This is a genomic window from Paenibacillus sp. P3E, from assembly GCF_001909045.1.
GTDB classification, from domain to species: Bacteria; Bacillota; Bacilli; order Paenibacillales; family Paenibacillaceae; genus Paenibacillus_AQ; species Paenibacillus_AQ helianthi.
Genome location: NZ_LVWH01000003.1, coordinates 109,072 through 124,343 on the forward strand (window position 1 = coordinate 109,072; position 15,272 = coordinate 124,343).

General features: G+C 53.3%; 14 protein-coding genes and 1 pseudogene. 2 read left to right on the plus strand and 13 right to left on the minus strand.

Translation table 11 applies throughout. The annotated features are described in order from the left end of the window. Window position 1: 1 nt before the first annotated feature. From yqeH to A3842_RS32315, 10 genes are all read right to left on the minus strand, one after another. Window positions 2-1,129, minus strand: coding sequence for a ribosome biogenesis GTPase YqeH (yqeH, locus tag A3842_RS02310; RefSeq protein ID WP_074085968.1), 1,128 nt, complete (start codon window positions 1,127-1,129; stop codon window positions 2-4). Next, window positions 1,129-1,653 (minus strand): YqeG family HAD IIIA-type phosphatase, encoded by a 525-nt coding sequence (locus A3842_RS02315; protein WP_074100290.1) that lies wholly within the window; start codon window positions 1,651-1,653, stop codon window positions 1,129-1,131. The genes yqeH and A3842_RS02315 overlap by 1 nt, the downstream gene beginning before the upstream one ends. An 89-nt stretch (window positions 1,654-1,742) precedes the next feature. Continuing rightward, window positions 1,743-3,986, minus strand: coding sequence for a DUF4129 domain-containing transglutaminase family protein (locus A3842_RS02320; protein ID WP_074100291.1), 2,244 nt, complete (start codon window positions 3,984-3,986; stop codon window positions 1,743-1,745). Then, window positions 3,983-5,233 carry a DUF58 domain-containing protein gene (locus A3842_RS02325; RefSeq protein WP_074100292.1) on the minus strand — a complete coding sequence of 417 codons (1,251 nt, stop codon included), beginning with the start codon at window positions 5,231-5,233 and terminating at the stop codon, window positions 3,983-3,985. The genes A3842_RS02320 and A3842_RS02325 overlap by 4 nt, the downstream gene beginning before the upstream one ends. Window position 5,234: 1 nt before the next feature. Beyond that, window positions 5,235-6,191 carry an AAA family ATPase gene (locus A3842_RS02330; protein ID WP_074085972.1) on the minus strand — a complete coding sequence of 319 codons (957 nt, stop codon included), beginning with the start codon at window positions 6,189-6,191 and terminating at the stop codon, window positions 5,235-5,237. Between the two features lie 152 nt (window positions 6,192-6,343). Next, on the minus strand, window positions 6,344-7,795 hold the full coding sequence (locus tag A3842_RS02335) for a methyl-accepting chemotaxis protein (RefSeq protein ID WP_074100301.1): 1,452 nt from the start codon (window positions 7,793-7,795) through the stop codon (window positions 6,344-6,346). A gap of 203 nt (window positions 7,796-7,998) precedes the next feature. Further along, complete coding sequence (spoVAE, locus tag A3842_RS02340) at window positions 7,999-8,349, minus strand: stage V sporulation protein AE (protein WP_074085973.1); 351 nt, start codon at window positions 8,347-8,349, stop codon at window positions 7,999-8,001. Next, window positions 8,346-9,380 carry a stage V sporulation protein AD gene (gene spoVAD, locus A3842_RS02345; protein WP_074085974.1) on the minus strand — a complete coding sequence of 345 codons (1,035 nt, stop codon included), beginning with the start codon at window positions 9,378-9,380 and terminating at the stop codon, window positions 8,346-8,348. The genes spoVAE and spoVAD overlap by 4 nt, the downstream gene beginning before the upstream one ends. After that, entirely contained in the window at window positions 9,377-9,877 is a 501-nt protein-coding gene (gene spoVAC, locus A3842_RS02350; protein WP_074085975.1) for a stage V sporulation protein AC, read from the minus strand. The genes spoVAD and spoVAC overlap by 4 nt, the downstream gene beginning before the upstream one ends. Before the next feature lie 134 nt (window positions 9,878-10,011). Continuing rightward, window positions 10,012-10,182: a hypothetical protein gene (locus A3842_RS32315; RefSeq protein WP_178382279.1), complete on the minus strand. Its 171-nt coding sequence runs from the start codon at window positions 10,180-10,182 to the stop codon at window positions 10,012-10,014. A gap of 149 nt (window positions 10,183-10,331) precedes the next feature. Between A3842_RS32315 and A3842_RS02355 the strand changes: the two genes are divergently transcribed. Next, window positions 10,332-11,405 carry a M42 family metallopeptidase gene (locus A3842_RS02355; RefSeq protein WP_074085976.1) on the plus strand — a complete coding sequence of 358 codons (1,074 nt, stop codon included), beginning with the start codon at window positions 10,332-10,334 and terminating at the stop codon, window positions 11,403-11,405. A 145-nt stretch (window positions 11,406-11,550) separates the two neighbouring features. On the opposite strand, the gene A3842_RS02360 is transcribed toward A3842_RS02355, so the two are convergent. Genes A3842_RS02360 through A3842_RS02370 form a run of 3 tightly spaced genes read right to left on the minus strand, consistent with a single transcriptional unit; the run spans window position 11,551 to window position 14,853 of the window. Beyond that, window positions 11,551-12,636 (minus strand): ABC transporter permease, encoded by a 1,086-nt coding sequence (locus A3842_RS02360; RefSeq protein WP_143186128.1) that lies wholly within the window; start codon window positions 12,634-12,636, stop codon window positions 11,551-11,553. Beyond that, window positions 12,633-13,634, minus strand: coding sequence for an ABC transporter ATP-binding protein (locus A3842_RS02365; RefSeq protein WP_074100303.1), 1,002 nt, complete (start codon window positions 13,632-13,634; stop codon window positions 12,633-12,635). The genes A3842_RS02360 and A3842_RS02365 overlap by 4 nt, the downstream gene beginning before the upstream one ends. A 49-nt stretch (window positions 13,635-13,683) precedes the next feature. Then, window positions 13,684-14,853 carry a COG1470 family protein gene (locus A3842_RS02370; protein WP_074100293.1) on the minus strand — a complete coding sequence of 390 codons (1,170 nt, stop codon included), beginning with the start codon at window positions 14,851-14,853 and terminating at the stop codon, window positions 13,684-13,686. Between the two features lie 228 nt (window positions 14,854-15,081). Between A3842_RS02370 and A3842_RS02375 the strand changes: the two are divergent. Continuing rightward, window positions 15,082-15,272: pseudogene (locus A3842_RS02375) on the plus strand (IS110 family transposase); the annotation flags it as partial.

The window sequence follows — 15,272 nt, forward strand, 5'->3', positions numbered from 1 at the left end:
GTCAGATCAGCGATGGACGGGTCAGAACCTTGATTCCCCGCGGAACATGGATGGCTACAACTGCCCCGCCTGTACCGTTCACCTTGATCCAGCCCAAGCCGGAAATGAAGAGATCCGTCTGGCTGTTCCGGCCGATGCGGAACTCGTGGCGCTGCCATTGCGGCAGCTTATCCATGTCAGCGGTTCCCGGCGGAGACAGCAGCTCGCCGCGGTGCTCCTGATAGAGGGAATCCGCACGTTCCAGCTTCGTACGGTGAATCTTCAGCGTTCCGCTGATATAGCAGGTGAAGGATTGCCGTTCACCTTTCACGAAATCAAAGCGGCCCAGACCTCCGAAGAACAGCGATTGTCCCTCGTTCAGCTGATATGCCGCCGGTTTAAGCGGATTTTCGGGCATTACGGCTCCCAGATCTTTGCGTTCCACCAGTTCACTATACCGCCAAGGGTATACAATCCCCGGAGTATCAATGATGTAGTGTCCGTCATCCAGTGGGATCTTCACCGTATCGAGGGTTGTACCCGGGTAACGGGAGGTAGTCAGCTCCTGCTCCAGATCGCTGTAATCGGAGATCAGCCGGTTAATCAGCGTAGACTTGCCTACATTAGTAGCACCGACAACATACACGTCGCGCTGGCCCCGTAGCTCGGTGACGGCTTCAAGCAAACGGTCGAAACCCTGATTGCGCTTAGCGCTGCAGAGAACAATCTCCGCAGTCCGCAGGCCATGCTCCTTACAGCGCTGCTGCATCCAATTGCGAAGCTTATTCCAGTTGGTTACCTTGGGGAGCAAATCACTTTTGTTGACTGCCAGAATGACAGGGTTGTTGCCTACGAAACGCTGCAGGCCGGAAATCAAGCTGCCTTCAAAGTCGAAAAGATCGACAATATGAATGACAAGCGCATTCTTCTCACCAACACCGCTCAGCAGATGCAAAAATTCATCCTGATCCACCGATACGGAAGACGCTTCATTGTAGTTCTTAATTCGGAAACAGCGCTGGCAAATCACGGGTTCCCGTTCAAAAGCCACCTCCGGTATATAACCCGGGATGTCCTTGTCCGTGGTCTGCAGCTTGATGCCGCAGCCGCTGCATTTCTCAGGGCGCTTGGTTTCATTTGTTGAATTCATTAAGATTTATCCTCCTCGTGCCACAATCCTTGCTTGCGAAGCCGTGTAGTCGCTATACGCTCAACCTGGCGGTTGAATCTGGTGCCGATCCCTTCATCCTTCACAGAGATAGGGAGCACGAGCACTGTATACAGCCCCAGGCGGTTGCCGCCGTATACATCAGTAAGCATCTGATCGCCGACAACAATGGTCTGCTCCGGCTTCAGCCCCATCTGTTTCATTGCTTTTAGAAATGGTGTATTGCTGGGCTTGCGTGCCTGGTGCACAAACTCAATATTAAGCGGCGTTGCAAAGCGTGACACCCGGTCCATGTTATTGTTCGATACAATGATGAGCTTGAAACCCAGCTCCTTCACCTTCGCGAACCATAACAATAGCTCCGGAGTGGCCAGAGGCGCTTTGGCGCCGACCAGCGTATTATCCAGATCCGTAATGATACCTCGGTATCCAAGAGCGTACAGCTCTTCAAGAGCAATGTCGAATACCGTATTCACCCGGAGTTTGGGGATTAACCTTTCAAACAATACGTTCACCTCGATTTCATACGAAAAACTATATCATACTCTTTACGCTTCGCAAATGAATCCGGAACGGCCATTTGACACCTTTGCCGCTACTTGCCGGACTTTATGCTTTTGCGCAGCCGCAAAGCTTCAGTATACACGCTGCGCCAGTCTTTGTCTTCAATAACCTCTGGACTGTACTTCGCACGTTCGAACATCCCCAGCAGAGCTGTGAGAGATCCAGAAGCCGCAGGGCGTTCGTGTCTCCAGCGATCGACGGATTCGCGGAGCGTTTCGTGTTCTTCCTTAAGCATGCCCTTTCTGCGAGCATACCTTACCCAGCGCGCCGTTTCCGCCTCAACTTTCTGAACGGGAGACAACGGCTGGCCGTTGCGCAGCCGCTGGATGAAGAAGCGCAGGCTGAAGCGGCGCTGCCAGAGCAGGAAGCCTGCCCAGGACAAAAGCACAACGGCTGCCGCTGCTACCATCCATGTTCCCATATGAAAGCCCTGCTCCTGTGAAGCGTTGTTCACCTTCTCCGACTTAGGCTGGGTGTCTTCTTCTTCTGGTGCCGCGGTTTCTTCAGGCGCTGCTTCCTGGCTTTGTGTCAGTAGAGGTGCCGTGAAGCCTGGAGTCGCCTCGACAGGAATCCATCCATAATCCCCAAAATAGACCTCGGCCCAGGAATGGGCATCTGCATTGGTTATCGTGTAGTTGTTATTGATGAGATCGCTCCCCTGCTGGATCGCAAGGTTGTCCGGAAGCTGCGCCTGTTCCCCCGGCGCATAGCCCTTGACCCAGCGGGCCGGAATCTCCAGTGAACGGGCCATGGTGACCAGCGCAGTTGAGTAGTAGTCGCAATACCCTTCCATAATTTCGAACAGGAAGCTGTCCACCAGATCCTTGCTTTTGCGGCGTGAGAGATCTGGCTGGTTCGTATATGGAAAGCTCTGCTGCAGGTACTGCTGCAGAAGGGCTGTTTTCTCATAAGGTGTCTTCCCCTGGGCTGTGACCTTCGCCGCCAGCTCTTTAACCCGTTCCGGGAAGTTGTCCGGCAGCTGCAGGTACTGTTGATCAATCTTTACCCCGCCATACAGCTGTTGGTAAGTCTGTCTGTTCAACTCCTGTATCGGAACAACCGGCACCTGTGAGGTCAGCACATATTCTCGGGGGAAAGCCTTGCCGTTCCCCTCCGATTCCCATAGCAGTTCGCTGCCTTCTTTTCTCCAGGACAGGCCGCTGCTTGTATTCTGTCCATTCACCGAATTCACTTTCGAGATGGAGTAGCCTCCGAAGAGCACAGGGTAGGACTTGCCTCCCAGCACTTTTACAGTCTGCTTCAGCTCTTTGGTCTGCACCTTGGTAGCTGTATTCCGGTCCAGCTTCTGTCCAACTTCAGCCCCTGTCACCCCTCCTCTGGCTTCAGGGTCGTCATCACTCCAGCCTTTACCGGAATATACGCTGCGTGTCTCTCCCCGCATGTACGTGCGCAGATCCGAGGCCACCGTCATCACCGGTGAATAATCGAAATTGAAGCCCCCGCCGAGATTGTTGTCATCTGTACTATAACCAGAGGTTGTGCTCCCAGTGGAGGCTGTACCCGTTCCGTTACCTGACGGGCCGGAGCTGCCGGAGCCTGGAGTACCGCCATTGCCGCTCCATTCCTGCCATGCCGTATACGGATCAGTGAGCGTTGGGCGCACCTCAGGCATATTCACACCGGTAATAATCACAAGAGAAAAGATAATGGCTACATTAATGGCGATTTTAAAAGGATATTTCAGCAAATGAGTCCAACCGCGCGGGTATTGCAGCTGAAAGCTTCTTAAATGCTGGGTCACCAGCCAGCCCATCCCGGCAGAAACTGTCCAGGCCACCTCCTGCCATAATATAGAAGAAGTGAAAGAGTCCAGCGCAGCAAATGCCGCAATATTCATTCCGGTAAACATCAGAATCCGCGCTTTCGAGGATACCCACCAAGAGGATATAAGAAGCAAGGCCAGCGCCCCAAAAGCAAACCAGATATAGGGTGCCATATGCGAAAGGATATCCGGCAACCGGTCACGGAGCCCTGGCATCCAGGGATCAGGAACGTAGGCCCCGTAATGAAGTACCATCCGGTAGGTAAGGTATAACGCAGCCGCAGCTTCAAGCAGCAGCCGGTAGACCGCTTTGGCGGGTATAAGTATTTCAATAACCACCGCGGCAGCCAGTGCCAGAAGCACCGACGCGGTGGTCACTTCAAGCCAGAAGGTTTCTGTGTAAGAAATCCATTGCAGTGCAATCACCATCAGCCACAGCAGGCTGAAAGAGTGATGCCAGGAGGATTTAATTCCATTCAACCAGCGTATCATATGACCTTATCACCTCCGAGCACAGCGGGGAGCTCCTGCAGCGAACTGACGCTGTAGCCAGTAATCCCGCGTGATCCCAGTACGTCTATCCACTCCTGAGTACGCTTCATGGACGCCGGATTACGTGCATGAATTTGCGAGGGCGTCATCCCCCGGCTCTCTGCCCAGCGCAGCACATCCAGAACAGGCTGGCCTGACTGGGGACTGATCAGCACAAAATATGAGCCCTTGGGAAACATACGGGACGCCTTTTCCAGTCTGGTAATCAGCGGTCCGCGGCCCTCAGCATTGATATCGATCAAATATTGAATCATTTTCTGCCGTTCTGCACTACCTTCGGCAGGTGCGAACATCTTGGTATGCTTGTCCAGACAGCACAGGCCGATACCGATCCGTTCACGAATTCCATAACCCAGCAGCGAGGCTGTAATCGAAACAGCTAGCTCGAAATGATTCGAACTGCCATAGGATGCCGCACTTCCGTCCAGTACAAGCACAGTTTTGGGAATAGATTCATGCTCGAATTCTTTCGATTTCCAGTCGCCGGTCTTCGCCGTTGCATTCCAGTGAATACGGGTCAGCCGGTCACCGTAGACATAATCGCGGACACCGTTGATCTGTGTAGTCTCGCGGCGAGAAGGGACCAGTGATGCCTGAGGCCCGGCCAGCCGGGCTCTCCGCTCATACAGCTGCCAGCGCGGCACAAATACTGAGCGCGGCAGCACACGGAACTGGCCCTCTGCCTGAAAGGTCCCTTTGTGCTCCACAAGCCCGAAGATGTCCTCGGAGAGAATATCCGTACCTTCAAAGGAATAATGGCCCCGCTCAAGCGCCGGTGTCTGGAAGTGCAGTTCTCCCCGGCCCTTCAGGCTGGGGATGAGACTTTCTTCAAACACCCATGTTTCGCCGTTGTGGCGCTTCAGTATCTCTCTCACCACTACATACGGCAAGGGCAAAAAGCCCGGGATCGTGATGCTCAGCTTCACCCGCAGGAACCCGCCCGCATATAATAAGTCTGGCTTGTCCTGCTCCGAATACAGGCTGCGGGTGCCTTTGGCGCGGCGGACACCGCCCAGGCCTCCGATCATTAAATAAAGAAGCAGCACAGTGACCATAATAAAGAGCATAAAGGAAGTTTTGCCGCCCTGAAAAAGTACATAAAGCAGCGTGATGCCCCAAATGGCGAGAACGCCGGCCATTTTGCGGGGCTGAAGAAGCGCGGCCGCCCCAGACAGATAGCTTTTCATATCACTGCCTCATCGTGACGGGCACGTGAATGCTCTGGAGCAGCTTCTGGAGCAGCGAATCCACATTCACGTTATCCAGACGCGACTCCGGCCGCAGCAGGATACGGTGTCCCAGGGCATAGGGCGTTAGAATCTTAACATCATCGGGCAGTACATAATCGCGCTCCTGCAGGAAGGCATATGCCTTGCAGGCCATCATGAATGACAGGGACGCCCGTGGGCTGGCCCCAAGCAGCACCAGAGGATGCTCCCGGGTCTGCCGGACCACATCCAGCAGATAGTTCAGCACAGGATCACTGATATAGACGGAACGGATCTCTTCCTGAATGGAAGCAATCTCTTCCATTCCCGTCACTGGAGTCAGCCTGTCCACCGGCTGGCCCTCCTGATGGCTGAGCAGCAGGTTCTTCTCGGTATCTGCATCCGGATAACCGAGGCTAATCCGCAGCATGAAGCGGTCCAGCTGGGCTTCCGGCAGCGTATAGGTACCTTCAAAATCAATCGGGTTCTGCGTTGCACATAGCATGAAAGGATGCGGAAGCGGGTACGTCTCTCCATCTACAGTAACGTTCCGTTCCTCCATCACTTCAAGCAGTGCGGACTGCGTTTTGGTGGTGGCACGGTTGATCTCATCCGCAAGCAGAATATTAGTCATGACCGGACCCGGACGGAAATGGAACATTTCATCGCGCGGATGATAGACGGAGACACCGGTAATGTCACTTGGAAGAATATCCGGGTTGCACTGAATCCGGCGGTATTCACCGGACATGGATCTGGACAGGGCCCGTATCAGTTGGGTTTTGCCCGTTCCCGGCACATCCTCAATCAGGACATGTCCGCCGGCAAGGAGAGCAGTGAGCAGCAGCTCTATTTCAAATGATTTACCAAGGATGCAGGATTCCAGATTATTGCGAACAGCGTTCATAATTTGCATGGATTCTTGACGCACGGGCATATAGGGTAAACCTCCTATGTCAAAATAAGCAGTATTAATTATATTTTACATGATTAGGGACCCCAAAGTACATTATTGAAGATTGCTATCTTTAACATACGTCAAAGAAGCCGAACAAGGTTCCCCCTCCCGGCTTCTAAGGTTTTCTTATTCTAATGTTGCTTGGAATCTTCGCCTGAACCGGAGACCAGATCGTTCAATCCTACAATCAGACTCTCCAGCTGTTTGAAGCTCTCCACCATATGATGCGTAATATTGCGCTGCTCCTCCACACCGGCCAGAATTTCTTCCGTCGCGGCGCTGGACTGCTCGGTGACACTGGAGAATTCGGTAATTTCGCCAACAACCTTTTCCGAAAAATGCTTCATGCCCGCTGAGCTGTGCTCAACATCCCCGGCCTGTGTCAGCACCTTGTGTGCATTCGTCTGAATGGACTGGAACACCTTTTCCGTATTCTGTGCAGATTCACTGCCCGTGTGCAGAATCTCAAGGCTCTGTTCAAACTGCGAGATCAGCCCTTCGGTCTGCTGCTGGAGACTGGCGAGGACCTCGCTGATGGAATCCGCAGTCTGTCCGGAGCTTTCGGCAAGCTTGCGCACTTCTCCGGCCACTACGGCAAACCCCCGGCCATGCTCCCCGGCGCGTGCCGCCTCTATAGAAGCGTTCAGGGCCAGCAGATTGGTCTGCCGTGAAATTTGCATAATGCTGTCCAGCATCTCGTGCATGTCCAGACTACGCTGAGAGAATTCCTGCATCTGTTCCGAGGTATGGTTCATCACTTCACCCAGCTCGGCGAATTGTCCTGTGAGCAAGGAGATATTGCTGCTGCCTTGTTCGCTCACCTCTGCCGTGTCTGCAGAGAGCTGCTTCATCTCCTGGGAGTAACCGGCAACATCGCGGATATGCTGATCTGACACAGAGATGGACTCCGTGATTTCCGCGATACTGCTTGCCTGATATTCAATACCTTTGGATACCTCCTGAAACCCGATCACGACTTCATTGGTGATGGCATCGACCATCTCTACTTCCTCTTTGAAATTCCCGGTAAAAGCATACAAGCCGTCTACAGCGGATTTGACGCGGTCCAGCAGATACTTCACCTGGGTGCCTGAAGCCTCTACCTCCTGCCGGTGCTGCTCACTTTGAATAAACAGTTTGCGGTTTACGATGGATACACCGAGCATGGCACCGCAGATCAGAATAAACATCCCAAAGCTGTCTACATAGGCCAGGACATCGGGATTCGCACCAGCCTCTGAGTGGCCCGATGTGATCTGAATGAAAATATTCACAGCATTAACACCAGCGGTAATCGCAAAATAATGATAGTTCGGATAGAACAGCAGCATCGAGCACAGCAGCAGCGCTGTCGCAATGTCATCCGTGCCCTGATTCATATAGACAGAGAGGGCTCCCATAATAACAGTAAACACCCAAGGTAAAACAAGAATTCCTTTTTTCTTCAAATGAAGTACAGTTGCCACCACACTTAAGGGAACCGATACAGCGGTTGTAATCCACAAGTCTGGAACTTGAAAAGCCAGAATCAAGCCGATCAGCGTAACCACCCAAAAGGCACAGATAATAATCTTGTTTCTCATCCAAATAATTTCTGTAAATCTTTGATTCTGCAAGTTACACTTCCCCCGTCTTCATGTATTGAACCTGTTCTTACGTTCTATATCGTCATTGTTCGACAGTTTTTTAACTGTAAATCTAATCAATCCGGCCCTTTTAATTCCTCTTCACGCAAAAAAAAGCCGCCAAACGGCGGCCCTAAAACAACTTTCATATATGCACTGCACTAGCCCTTCGGGCGCACAACAAGTGCAGCCAGGAACGAGAATACTATGGCAGCAGAGATCCCTGCACTGGTTACATCAAATATGCCTGTAACGACTCCAATCCAGCCATCCCGTTGCAGTTCGGTCAGAGCCCCGTGCACCAGGGAATTCCCGAAGCTGGTAATCGGTACCCCAGCGCCAGCGCCGGCGAACTTCACGAGCGGATCGTATAATCCGAAGGCATCAGCAGCCGCTCCGGCCACCACAAGCGTACTCATGGTATGGGCGGGGGTCAGTGCCAGCACATCCATCAGCAGCTGGCCGATGACACAGATCGCACCTCCGATCAGAAAGGCCCACAAATAGATCATGCCCTATCACCCCCCATCTCAAGGGCAACGGCATGGGCCACACAAGGAATGCTTTCTCCCTGCTGGTAAGAGAGCGGTGAGAGCAAGGCTCCCGTTGCCACAACCAGCACACGCTTTAACTCGCCTTTTTTCATCCGGTTAAGAATATGACCATAAGTTACCGTTGCAGAGCAGCCGCAGCCGCTTCCCCCGGCAATCACATATTTCTGCTTGTCGAGATCGTAGATCATCAGGCCACAATCGTTAAAAGTCGTCTGCTCCATAGGAATGCCCTCCTTGGCCAGCAGATCCTTCGCAATCGGCAGACCGACCGTAGCAAGGTCCCCTGTCACAATCAGATCATAATGGCCGGGGGAGAGCGCTGTATCGCGAAAATGTGCGGTTATCGTATCCGCAGCAGCCGGAGCCATGGCCGCTCCCATATTGAAGGGGTCCTTGAGACCCAGGTCCATAATACGTCCCATCGTTGCCATCACGACATGCGGGCCTTCTGAGGTTCCGTCATTGCGCCCGATAACTGCACAACCGGAGCCGGTTACAGTGTACTGGGCGGTTGGAGGCTTTTGCGAGCCATATTCCGTTGGATAACGAAACTGCTTCTCCACAGTACAGTTATGGCTGGAAGTGCCCGCCAGTGCGTATTTGCCGCCGCCGGAGTCTATGATCATCGAAGCAATGGCAAGGCTCTCCATGGAAGTGGAGCAGGCTCCGAATACCCCCAGATAAGGCACACCCAGCGTCCTTGCGGCAAAGGAGCTGCTGATGATCTGGTTCATCAGGTCGCCGCCGACAAAAAACTCTAATTTTTCCTGATCCAGCGCCGCATTCATTAATGCCAGCTTGGATGCTTTTTCGAAAAGGGCGCGTTCTGCCTTCTCCCACGTCTTCTCGTCCATCTTCAACGAATCGTAGATATAATCAAAATCGGAAGTCAGCGGGCCCTCCCCTTCCTCAGGACCCACTACCGCAGCGGAGCCGAGAATAACAGGTCGGGTAGTATACTCCCAGGTCTGGCTGCCAAGCTGCTTCACAAGTGCCCACCTCCAAAGCCCAGGATGGCATAGACTACACCCACAACAAATGCGGCGACCACCCCGAATACTATAACCGAACCGGCCAGCTTGAACATGTTCGCACCCACACCAAGCACAAGGCCTTCGGCACGGTGTTCAAGCGCTGCAGAGCACATGCTGTTGGCAAAGCCTGTGACAGGAACTGCTGTCCCTGCACCGCACCATTGCGCAAGTTTGTCATAGACGCCAAAGCTGGTCAGAATGACAGAGAGCAGGATCAGGACAGCTACCATTGGGCTTGAGGCTTCCCGTGCGGTCATATCAAAGATAGCCATAAAAGCCTCCTGAATGCCTTGTCCAATCACACAGATCAATCCTCCGGAGAGAAACGCACGCACACAGTTTTTGAACACCGGACGGCTGGGAACATAAGGCTTGGACAATTGTTCATAATCCTCCGGGGTCAAGGTATCAAGCCGCAGCTTGACACCCGATTTTCTAGTTTTCGCTGGCAAAAAGGGACACCTCCTGAAAAGGATGCGAAAGGGATGGCCTGTGTTATAGACTCAGGCTCTCCCTCCCGGATTATTCTTGGTTAGAAGTTTTTCCTTATTCTTCACCATTTCCGGTTTCGTTATGTCCCGCCAGCTCAGGTAAAATACAGCAGCAACACAATCAGCAGCACAAACAGAATCAAAATAAGCACGGCTTCGCGCTCTGCAATATATCGCAGGCCGCCTCTCCGCCGTATTCCCCGGTTGCTCACCCTGCCGGAGAAGCCCATTGCCCGGGCCCGGGGCATGCTTCCTGCCACCCTCATCCGCTTCGCATCCTTTCCCGGCCCCCCTGGGAGCCGCTGCTTTCATAGTATTCGCATCCCTAGTACCCGGTGTTCATTTTGCCCTTCAGTCATGGACAATTTGAGCCGCAATGTTCATACTAGATGATAGTAAAGGAGCGATATGAACAATGAATCCAGAAACACTTGAACTGTTCAAAACACTGACTGAATTTCGCGCCGCACCGGGCTTTGAGCGCGAATTGCGTGCTTATGTCAAAGATGCGCTGGCACCTTATACCGATGAGTTCGTGCAGGACCGCCTCGGCAGTCTGTTCGGCGTGCTCCGCGGTGAAGAGAATGGCCCGAAAATCATGGTTGCCGGACATTTTGATGAAGTCGGCTTTATGGTTACAGGCATTACCGACAAGGGCATGATCCGCTTTCAGCCTCTCGGCGGCTGGCTGGCTTCGGCAGTGGCTTCACAGCGGCTACAGATCGTCACCCCCAAAGGTGTACTGACAGGTGTTGTCGGCAGCACTCCGATCCATTTGATGAGTGACGATGAACGTAAGCAGCCAGGCGATATCCGTAAAATGTACATTGATATCGGTGCGGACAGCCTCGAAGAAGCACAGAGCTTTGGTGTAGCTCCTGGACAACAGGTTCTGCCGATCTGCCCGTTCACTCCACTGGCCAATCCTAAGAAGATTATGGCCAAAGCCTGGGATAACCGCTATGGCGTGGGGCTGGCAATCGAGCTGGTTCAGGCCCTGCACGGGAAGAAATTGCCTAACACCGTCTTCGCCGGAGCTACGGTACAGGAAGAAGCAGGCCTGCGCGGAGCACGGACTGCTGCTAATCTGCTGCAGCCGGATATTTACTTCGGCCTGGATGCCAGCGCCGCTGCCGACATGACCGGCGACCGCCAGGCGTTTGGACACCTCGGCCAGGGGGCCTTGCTGCGCATCTATGATCCGACCATGATCACGCACCGGGGACTGATTGAATATGTGCAGGATATGGCAGATACCCACAAGATCAAATATCAGTATTTCGTCTCGCAGGGCGGAACGGATGCCGGTCAGGTGCATGTCAGCGGTATCGGTGTGCCGTCTGCTGTCATCGGCATCTGTTCGCGCTACATCCATACCGCCTCTTCCATCATTCACAGCGATGATTACGCTGCTGCCAAAGAGCTGCTGATCAAGCTGGTGGAAGGGCTGGACCGCACAACACTGCAGACCATACTAGAAAACAGCTAACTTGTTAGGTATGTCATAAGGACAGGAGAACATACTTTACTGCTCCCCGGTAGAATGTTATTCGATGTTCCAAATTGCAAAACGGGCTGACCAGGAATACCTTTCCCGGTCAGCCCGTTTTGTATAGATCATGAATGCCTTTCTATTAGTTCCGCGAACGCACCTCCTGGCGCATGAACACGTAATAAGATAGCCCGAAACAAAGCACGGTTGCCGCAAGCAGGCCGGTCAGCTGCGGCCAGACCAGCAGCAGGCTCTGCCCTAGAGATAACGGACTTGAGATCGCACCCACCAGCTGATCCATGGTCAGAGGCCCCAGGGAACGGACACCCGGGGAGAGCAGTGTGGTAATCGTTTCCGAGAACAGCTCCGTTGGCGAGAGCCGGTTCAGAGCGAGAATGAAGTGGACATGGCGGAGCTGCTCACTGACAGAGGCCATCTGGGACACAGCGGTGGCACTGTCGATCAGGCTGATAATCATGCTGTAGAACAAGGTCAGGAACAGCCAGGCGGCGATGCCTGACAATGCCGAGGTGGCTGCTTGGCGGAAGCGGATGGAGAACAGGATAGACAGATTCAGCCAGAAGCCGATGTAGACCGTGGCGATGATCAGAAAGAACAGGATGCGCCAGAATTCCTCCGGAGTCGGCGGATAGCCGATCGTCAGGAGACCCAGCCCTGTAACCAGCAGCCCCAAGGAAAATACCACGACGGCAATGAGCAGCAATGAAGCGGTGAATTTGGCCTTCAAAAAATCATCCCGGTAAACAGGCTGCGAGAGCAGACGTCCAAGCGTACCTTTGTTCCGCTCCGAGTTTACTGCGTCGAAGCCCAGCGAGATGCCAATCAGCGGACCCAGCCAGGATAGAAAGGTGGTAAAAGTCGGAATGGACAGGGTACTGCTCGAAAGGGTGAACATTTTTAGAAAGAGAAAGGTCGCTGTACCCTGATCCTCCTGCCCCCCGCTCTTGATGGAGCTGATGGAGGAATAAATGGAGCCGATACAAGCCAGTACGATAATACCGATCAGGATGGTGAACCGCCAGCTGCGGACATGATCCCCCATCTCCTTCTGTACCATAACCCAGAAGGCCGAGCCGCTGCCGCCTTCCCGTTCTTCCTGTGCGTTGTTTGTGTCTTCAGGGGATTTCCCGCCCTGCAGTACGGCACGCAGCCTGGACCAGCCCACGCGCAGCGGCGCTGCAGCGTTTTGCGCTTTTACGGTCATCATCCTTCCTCCCTCCTTTCAAAGTAACGGTGATAAATCTCATCCAGTCCAAATTCCTTGCGGGTAATAAAGTATAGCTCCGCACCGCTGTGTATCACCTGGGCGGCGATTGCCGAGGTTAGGTTCCGGTCACAGATCAGCGTCACCAGCATGCTGCCCGGCGGCGCATTCTCCCCTTTCCACTCCTCTGTTTCAAGTCTCAGCACACCTTCGACGGCTTCCAGACGTCCAGCCAGCTCTCCGCTCCAGGGCTGAACCGCCAGTTCCACCTCGAACCACAGTTCCTGGTTAAGCTCCCTGGACAGCGTTGCAATATCGCCGCAGGCGATGAGGCGTCCTTGGACAAACAGCCCCACCCGGTCACAGATCTGCTGCACCTGCTGTAATTGATGGGAGGACAGCAGTACCGTAATGCCTTCATTCCGGCTCAGATCGGAAATAAGCACCAGCAGCTCTCTTACCCCTTCCGGGTCGATGCCCAGCGTCGGCTCATCCAGAATAATGACCTCAGGATTCTTAATCAGCACATCAGCCAGGCCTAGACGCTGCCGCATCCCGCGGGAGTAGGTGCCAACCTTGGCACGCGCGCTTCCGGCCAGCCCGACCTTTTCCAGCAGCCGTCTCGCACTCAACGCCGCTTCCTCCGCTTCTATCCCGTTAAGCCTAGCTGTATAGATCAGATTGTCCAGACCGGTACGGTCTTCGTAGAAGCCGATATCATCCGGCATGTATCCCACCCGGCGTTTGACTTGCAGCGCATAGCGTGCAGGATCATATCCGCAGATTAGCGCACTGCCGGAGGTGCGCTCCGTCAGGCCGAGCATCATTAGAATGGTTGTTGTTTTGCCGGCACCGTTCGGACCCAGCAGCCCAAAAACCTCCCCTTTGCGGATTGCCAGACTTAGGCCGTCTACGGCAGTGAAGGTGCCATACCGCTTCGTCAGACCTTTCAATTCAATAACAGATGGCGTATTTTCGTTGTTAACAGATGCATTTGCCATATCTGCTGTTCCCGTTAACAGCCGCTGCTCGATATTAGTATCCATAGGATCACCGTCTTCCGAATTTACGGAACAGATAATAGATTCCGCCAATGACAGCGGCAATGATCAGCACACCAATCCAGCCCCAGAATACGGAGGTCTTCACCGTAACCCGCAGATCGGCCGTTGCTGATTTGGCTGCAGAAGCGGCGCTGAGACTAACCACATAATCCCCCGGCAGCGAATTGCTGCTGGATTTGATAACGGCCTGGGTCGTTGCGGTTGCTCCCGGTGCAATCGTACGGATGGTGGAAGGATCGAAGGAAACCTCCCAGCCTGTTGGCGTACCTTGCGAAGTCAGCGAGACATCCTCAAGCGGTGCACTGCCCGTGTTCGTAATCACCAGATTAATCCGCCGCTGACCGCCGGCTTTCACATCTGTACTCAGCAGATTGTCTGATGTGCTCAGCTGAATGCCGTAGGTTCCCGTAACCACAGCCTCCAGCTCAGCCTTGGTTTGGGTGGAGCCGCTTGTTGCGGTTACCGGTATTTTGTAGGTACCCGCCTTGACCTGTTCCGGCGGTTTGGCTTCAATACTGATATTCTTCTCCGCTCCGGCTTCCAGCTCGACCGAGGTTACACTGTTGCCGTCTGCCTTAATCCGCACATCCCATCCGTTACCTGCCTGTGCCGCAAGCGCGTATGACTGCTTCTGCGCTGTGTGGTTCCTCAGCACTGCACTATACGTAAAAGTGGTATCGGAATGGCCTTCCATATTGGACTGGTCCACCGCCAGCTCAGTTTTGAAGGTCCCCTGCTCGGATACATTGACTTTAAGCTTCAGTGAATCCTGTCCCGGAGCGTTAACCGCGAATATATAGCTTCCCTTGTTAATCTCCAGCGGCACCTCCAGCTGCAGGTTGACGCTCTGTGTTTGCCCGCCCTTGACGGCGAGCTGCTGAACCTGGCGTCCTCCTGCGGTCAGCTCATATTTCCAGAAGTTCCCGCCTGCGTCAAAGGATAATCCGACCTTCTGTGTAGCGGTTCCATGATTGATTACATCTACCGGATAAGTGACCGACTCGCCCGGTGCCGCAGACAACTCAACATAGGGTGTGTACAGTTCCACTGCGCCTGCAGCTGCCGCTTTAGACAATCCCGCATTTGAACTCCAGACCAGTCCTGTCAGCAGCAGAATCAGCAGTGCAGCGAGTGGTTTTCCGCATCGTTTTAACATCAATAATTCCTCCTTCGGTAGTTCATCCGATAAAGATACGAACGAATACCGGCTTTGGATTTACTGTAAAAAATATATTTTTGGAGGTCTTTTAAAAAAATAATTTTAGTGGTACAAAGAAGCCATTCCTGTAATGAATTAATTTGAGGTTTGAATGAAAAAAGCGCCAGCTGTATACTGGGAAACGTTCCGTCCAGAGAACAAATTCCAGCGCAGGAGGCACTCAACATGAAGTATAAACAATCGAAGAAACAGAATCAACGGATTATGAGAATTTCCGACAAGACCCTTGTCGTAGGCGCAGACATCGCTAAGGAAACCCATGTGGCCCGAGCCATTGACTTTCGGGGAATTGAACTGGGGAAAGATTGTGTATTCTCCAATACACGAACAGGTCTGGAGCAACTGGTACAGTGGAT

Excerpts from the sequence above, each read along its gene's own strand:
- A3842_RS32315 (WP_178382279.1), bottom strand. The coding sequence starts at position 10,182 with ATGAGGGTGGCAGGAAGCATGCCCCGGGCCCGGGCAATGGGCTTCTCC.
- A3842_RS02335 (WP_074100301.1), bottom strand. The coding sequence starts at position 7,795 with ATGAGAAACAAGATTATTATCTGTGCCTTTTGGGTGGTTACGCTGATC.
- A3842_RS02355 (WP_074085976.1), top strand. The coding sequence starts at position 10,332 with ATGAATCCAGAAACACTTGAACTGTTCAAAACACTGACTGAATTTCGC.
- A3842_RS02370 (WP_074100293.1), bottom strand. The coding sequence starts at position 14,853 with ATGTTAAAACGATGCGGAAAACCACTCGCTGCACTGCTGATTCTGCTG.
- A3842_RS02320 (WP_074100291.1), bottom strand. The coding sequence starts at position 3,986 with ATGATACGCTGGTTGAATGGAATTAAATCCTCCTGGCATCACTCTTTC.
- A3842_RS02325 (WP_074100292.1), bottom strand. The coding sequence starts at position 5,233 with ATGAAAAGCTATCTGTCTGGGGCGGCCGCGCTTCTTCAGCCCCGCAAA.
- A3842_RS02360 (WP_143186128.1), bottom strand. The coding sequence starts at position 12,636 with ATGATGACCGTAAAAGCGCAAAACGCTGCAGCGCCGCTGCGCGTGGGC.
- spoVAE (WP_074085973.1), bottom strand. The coding sequence starts at position 8,349 with ATGATCTATTTGTGGGCCTTTCTGATCGGAGGTGCGATCTGTGTCATC.
- A3842_RS02330 (WP_074085972.1), bottom strand. The coding sequence starts at position 6,191 with ATGCCCGTGCGTCAAGAATCCATGCAAATTATGAACGCTGTTCGCAAT.
- A3842_RS02365 (WP_074100303.1), bottom strand. The coding sequence starts at position 13,634 with ATGGCAAATGCATCTGTTAACAACGAAAATACGCCATCTGTTATTGAA.
- yqeH (WP_074085968.1), bottom strand. The coding sequence starts at position 1,129 with ATGAATTCAACAAATGAAACCAAGCGCCCTGAGAAATGCAGCGGCTGC.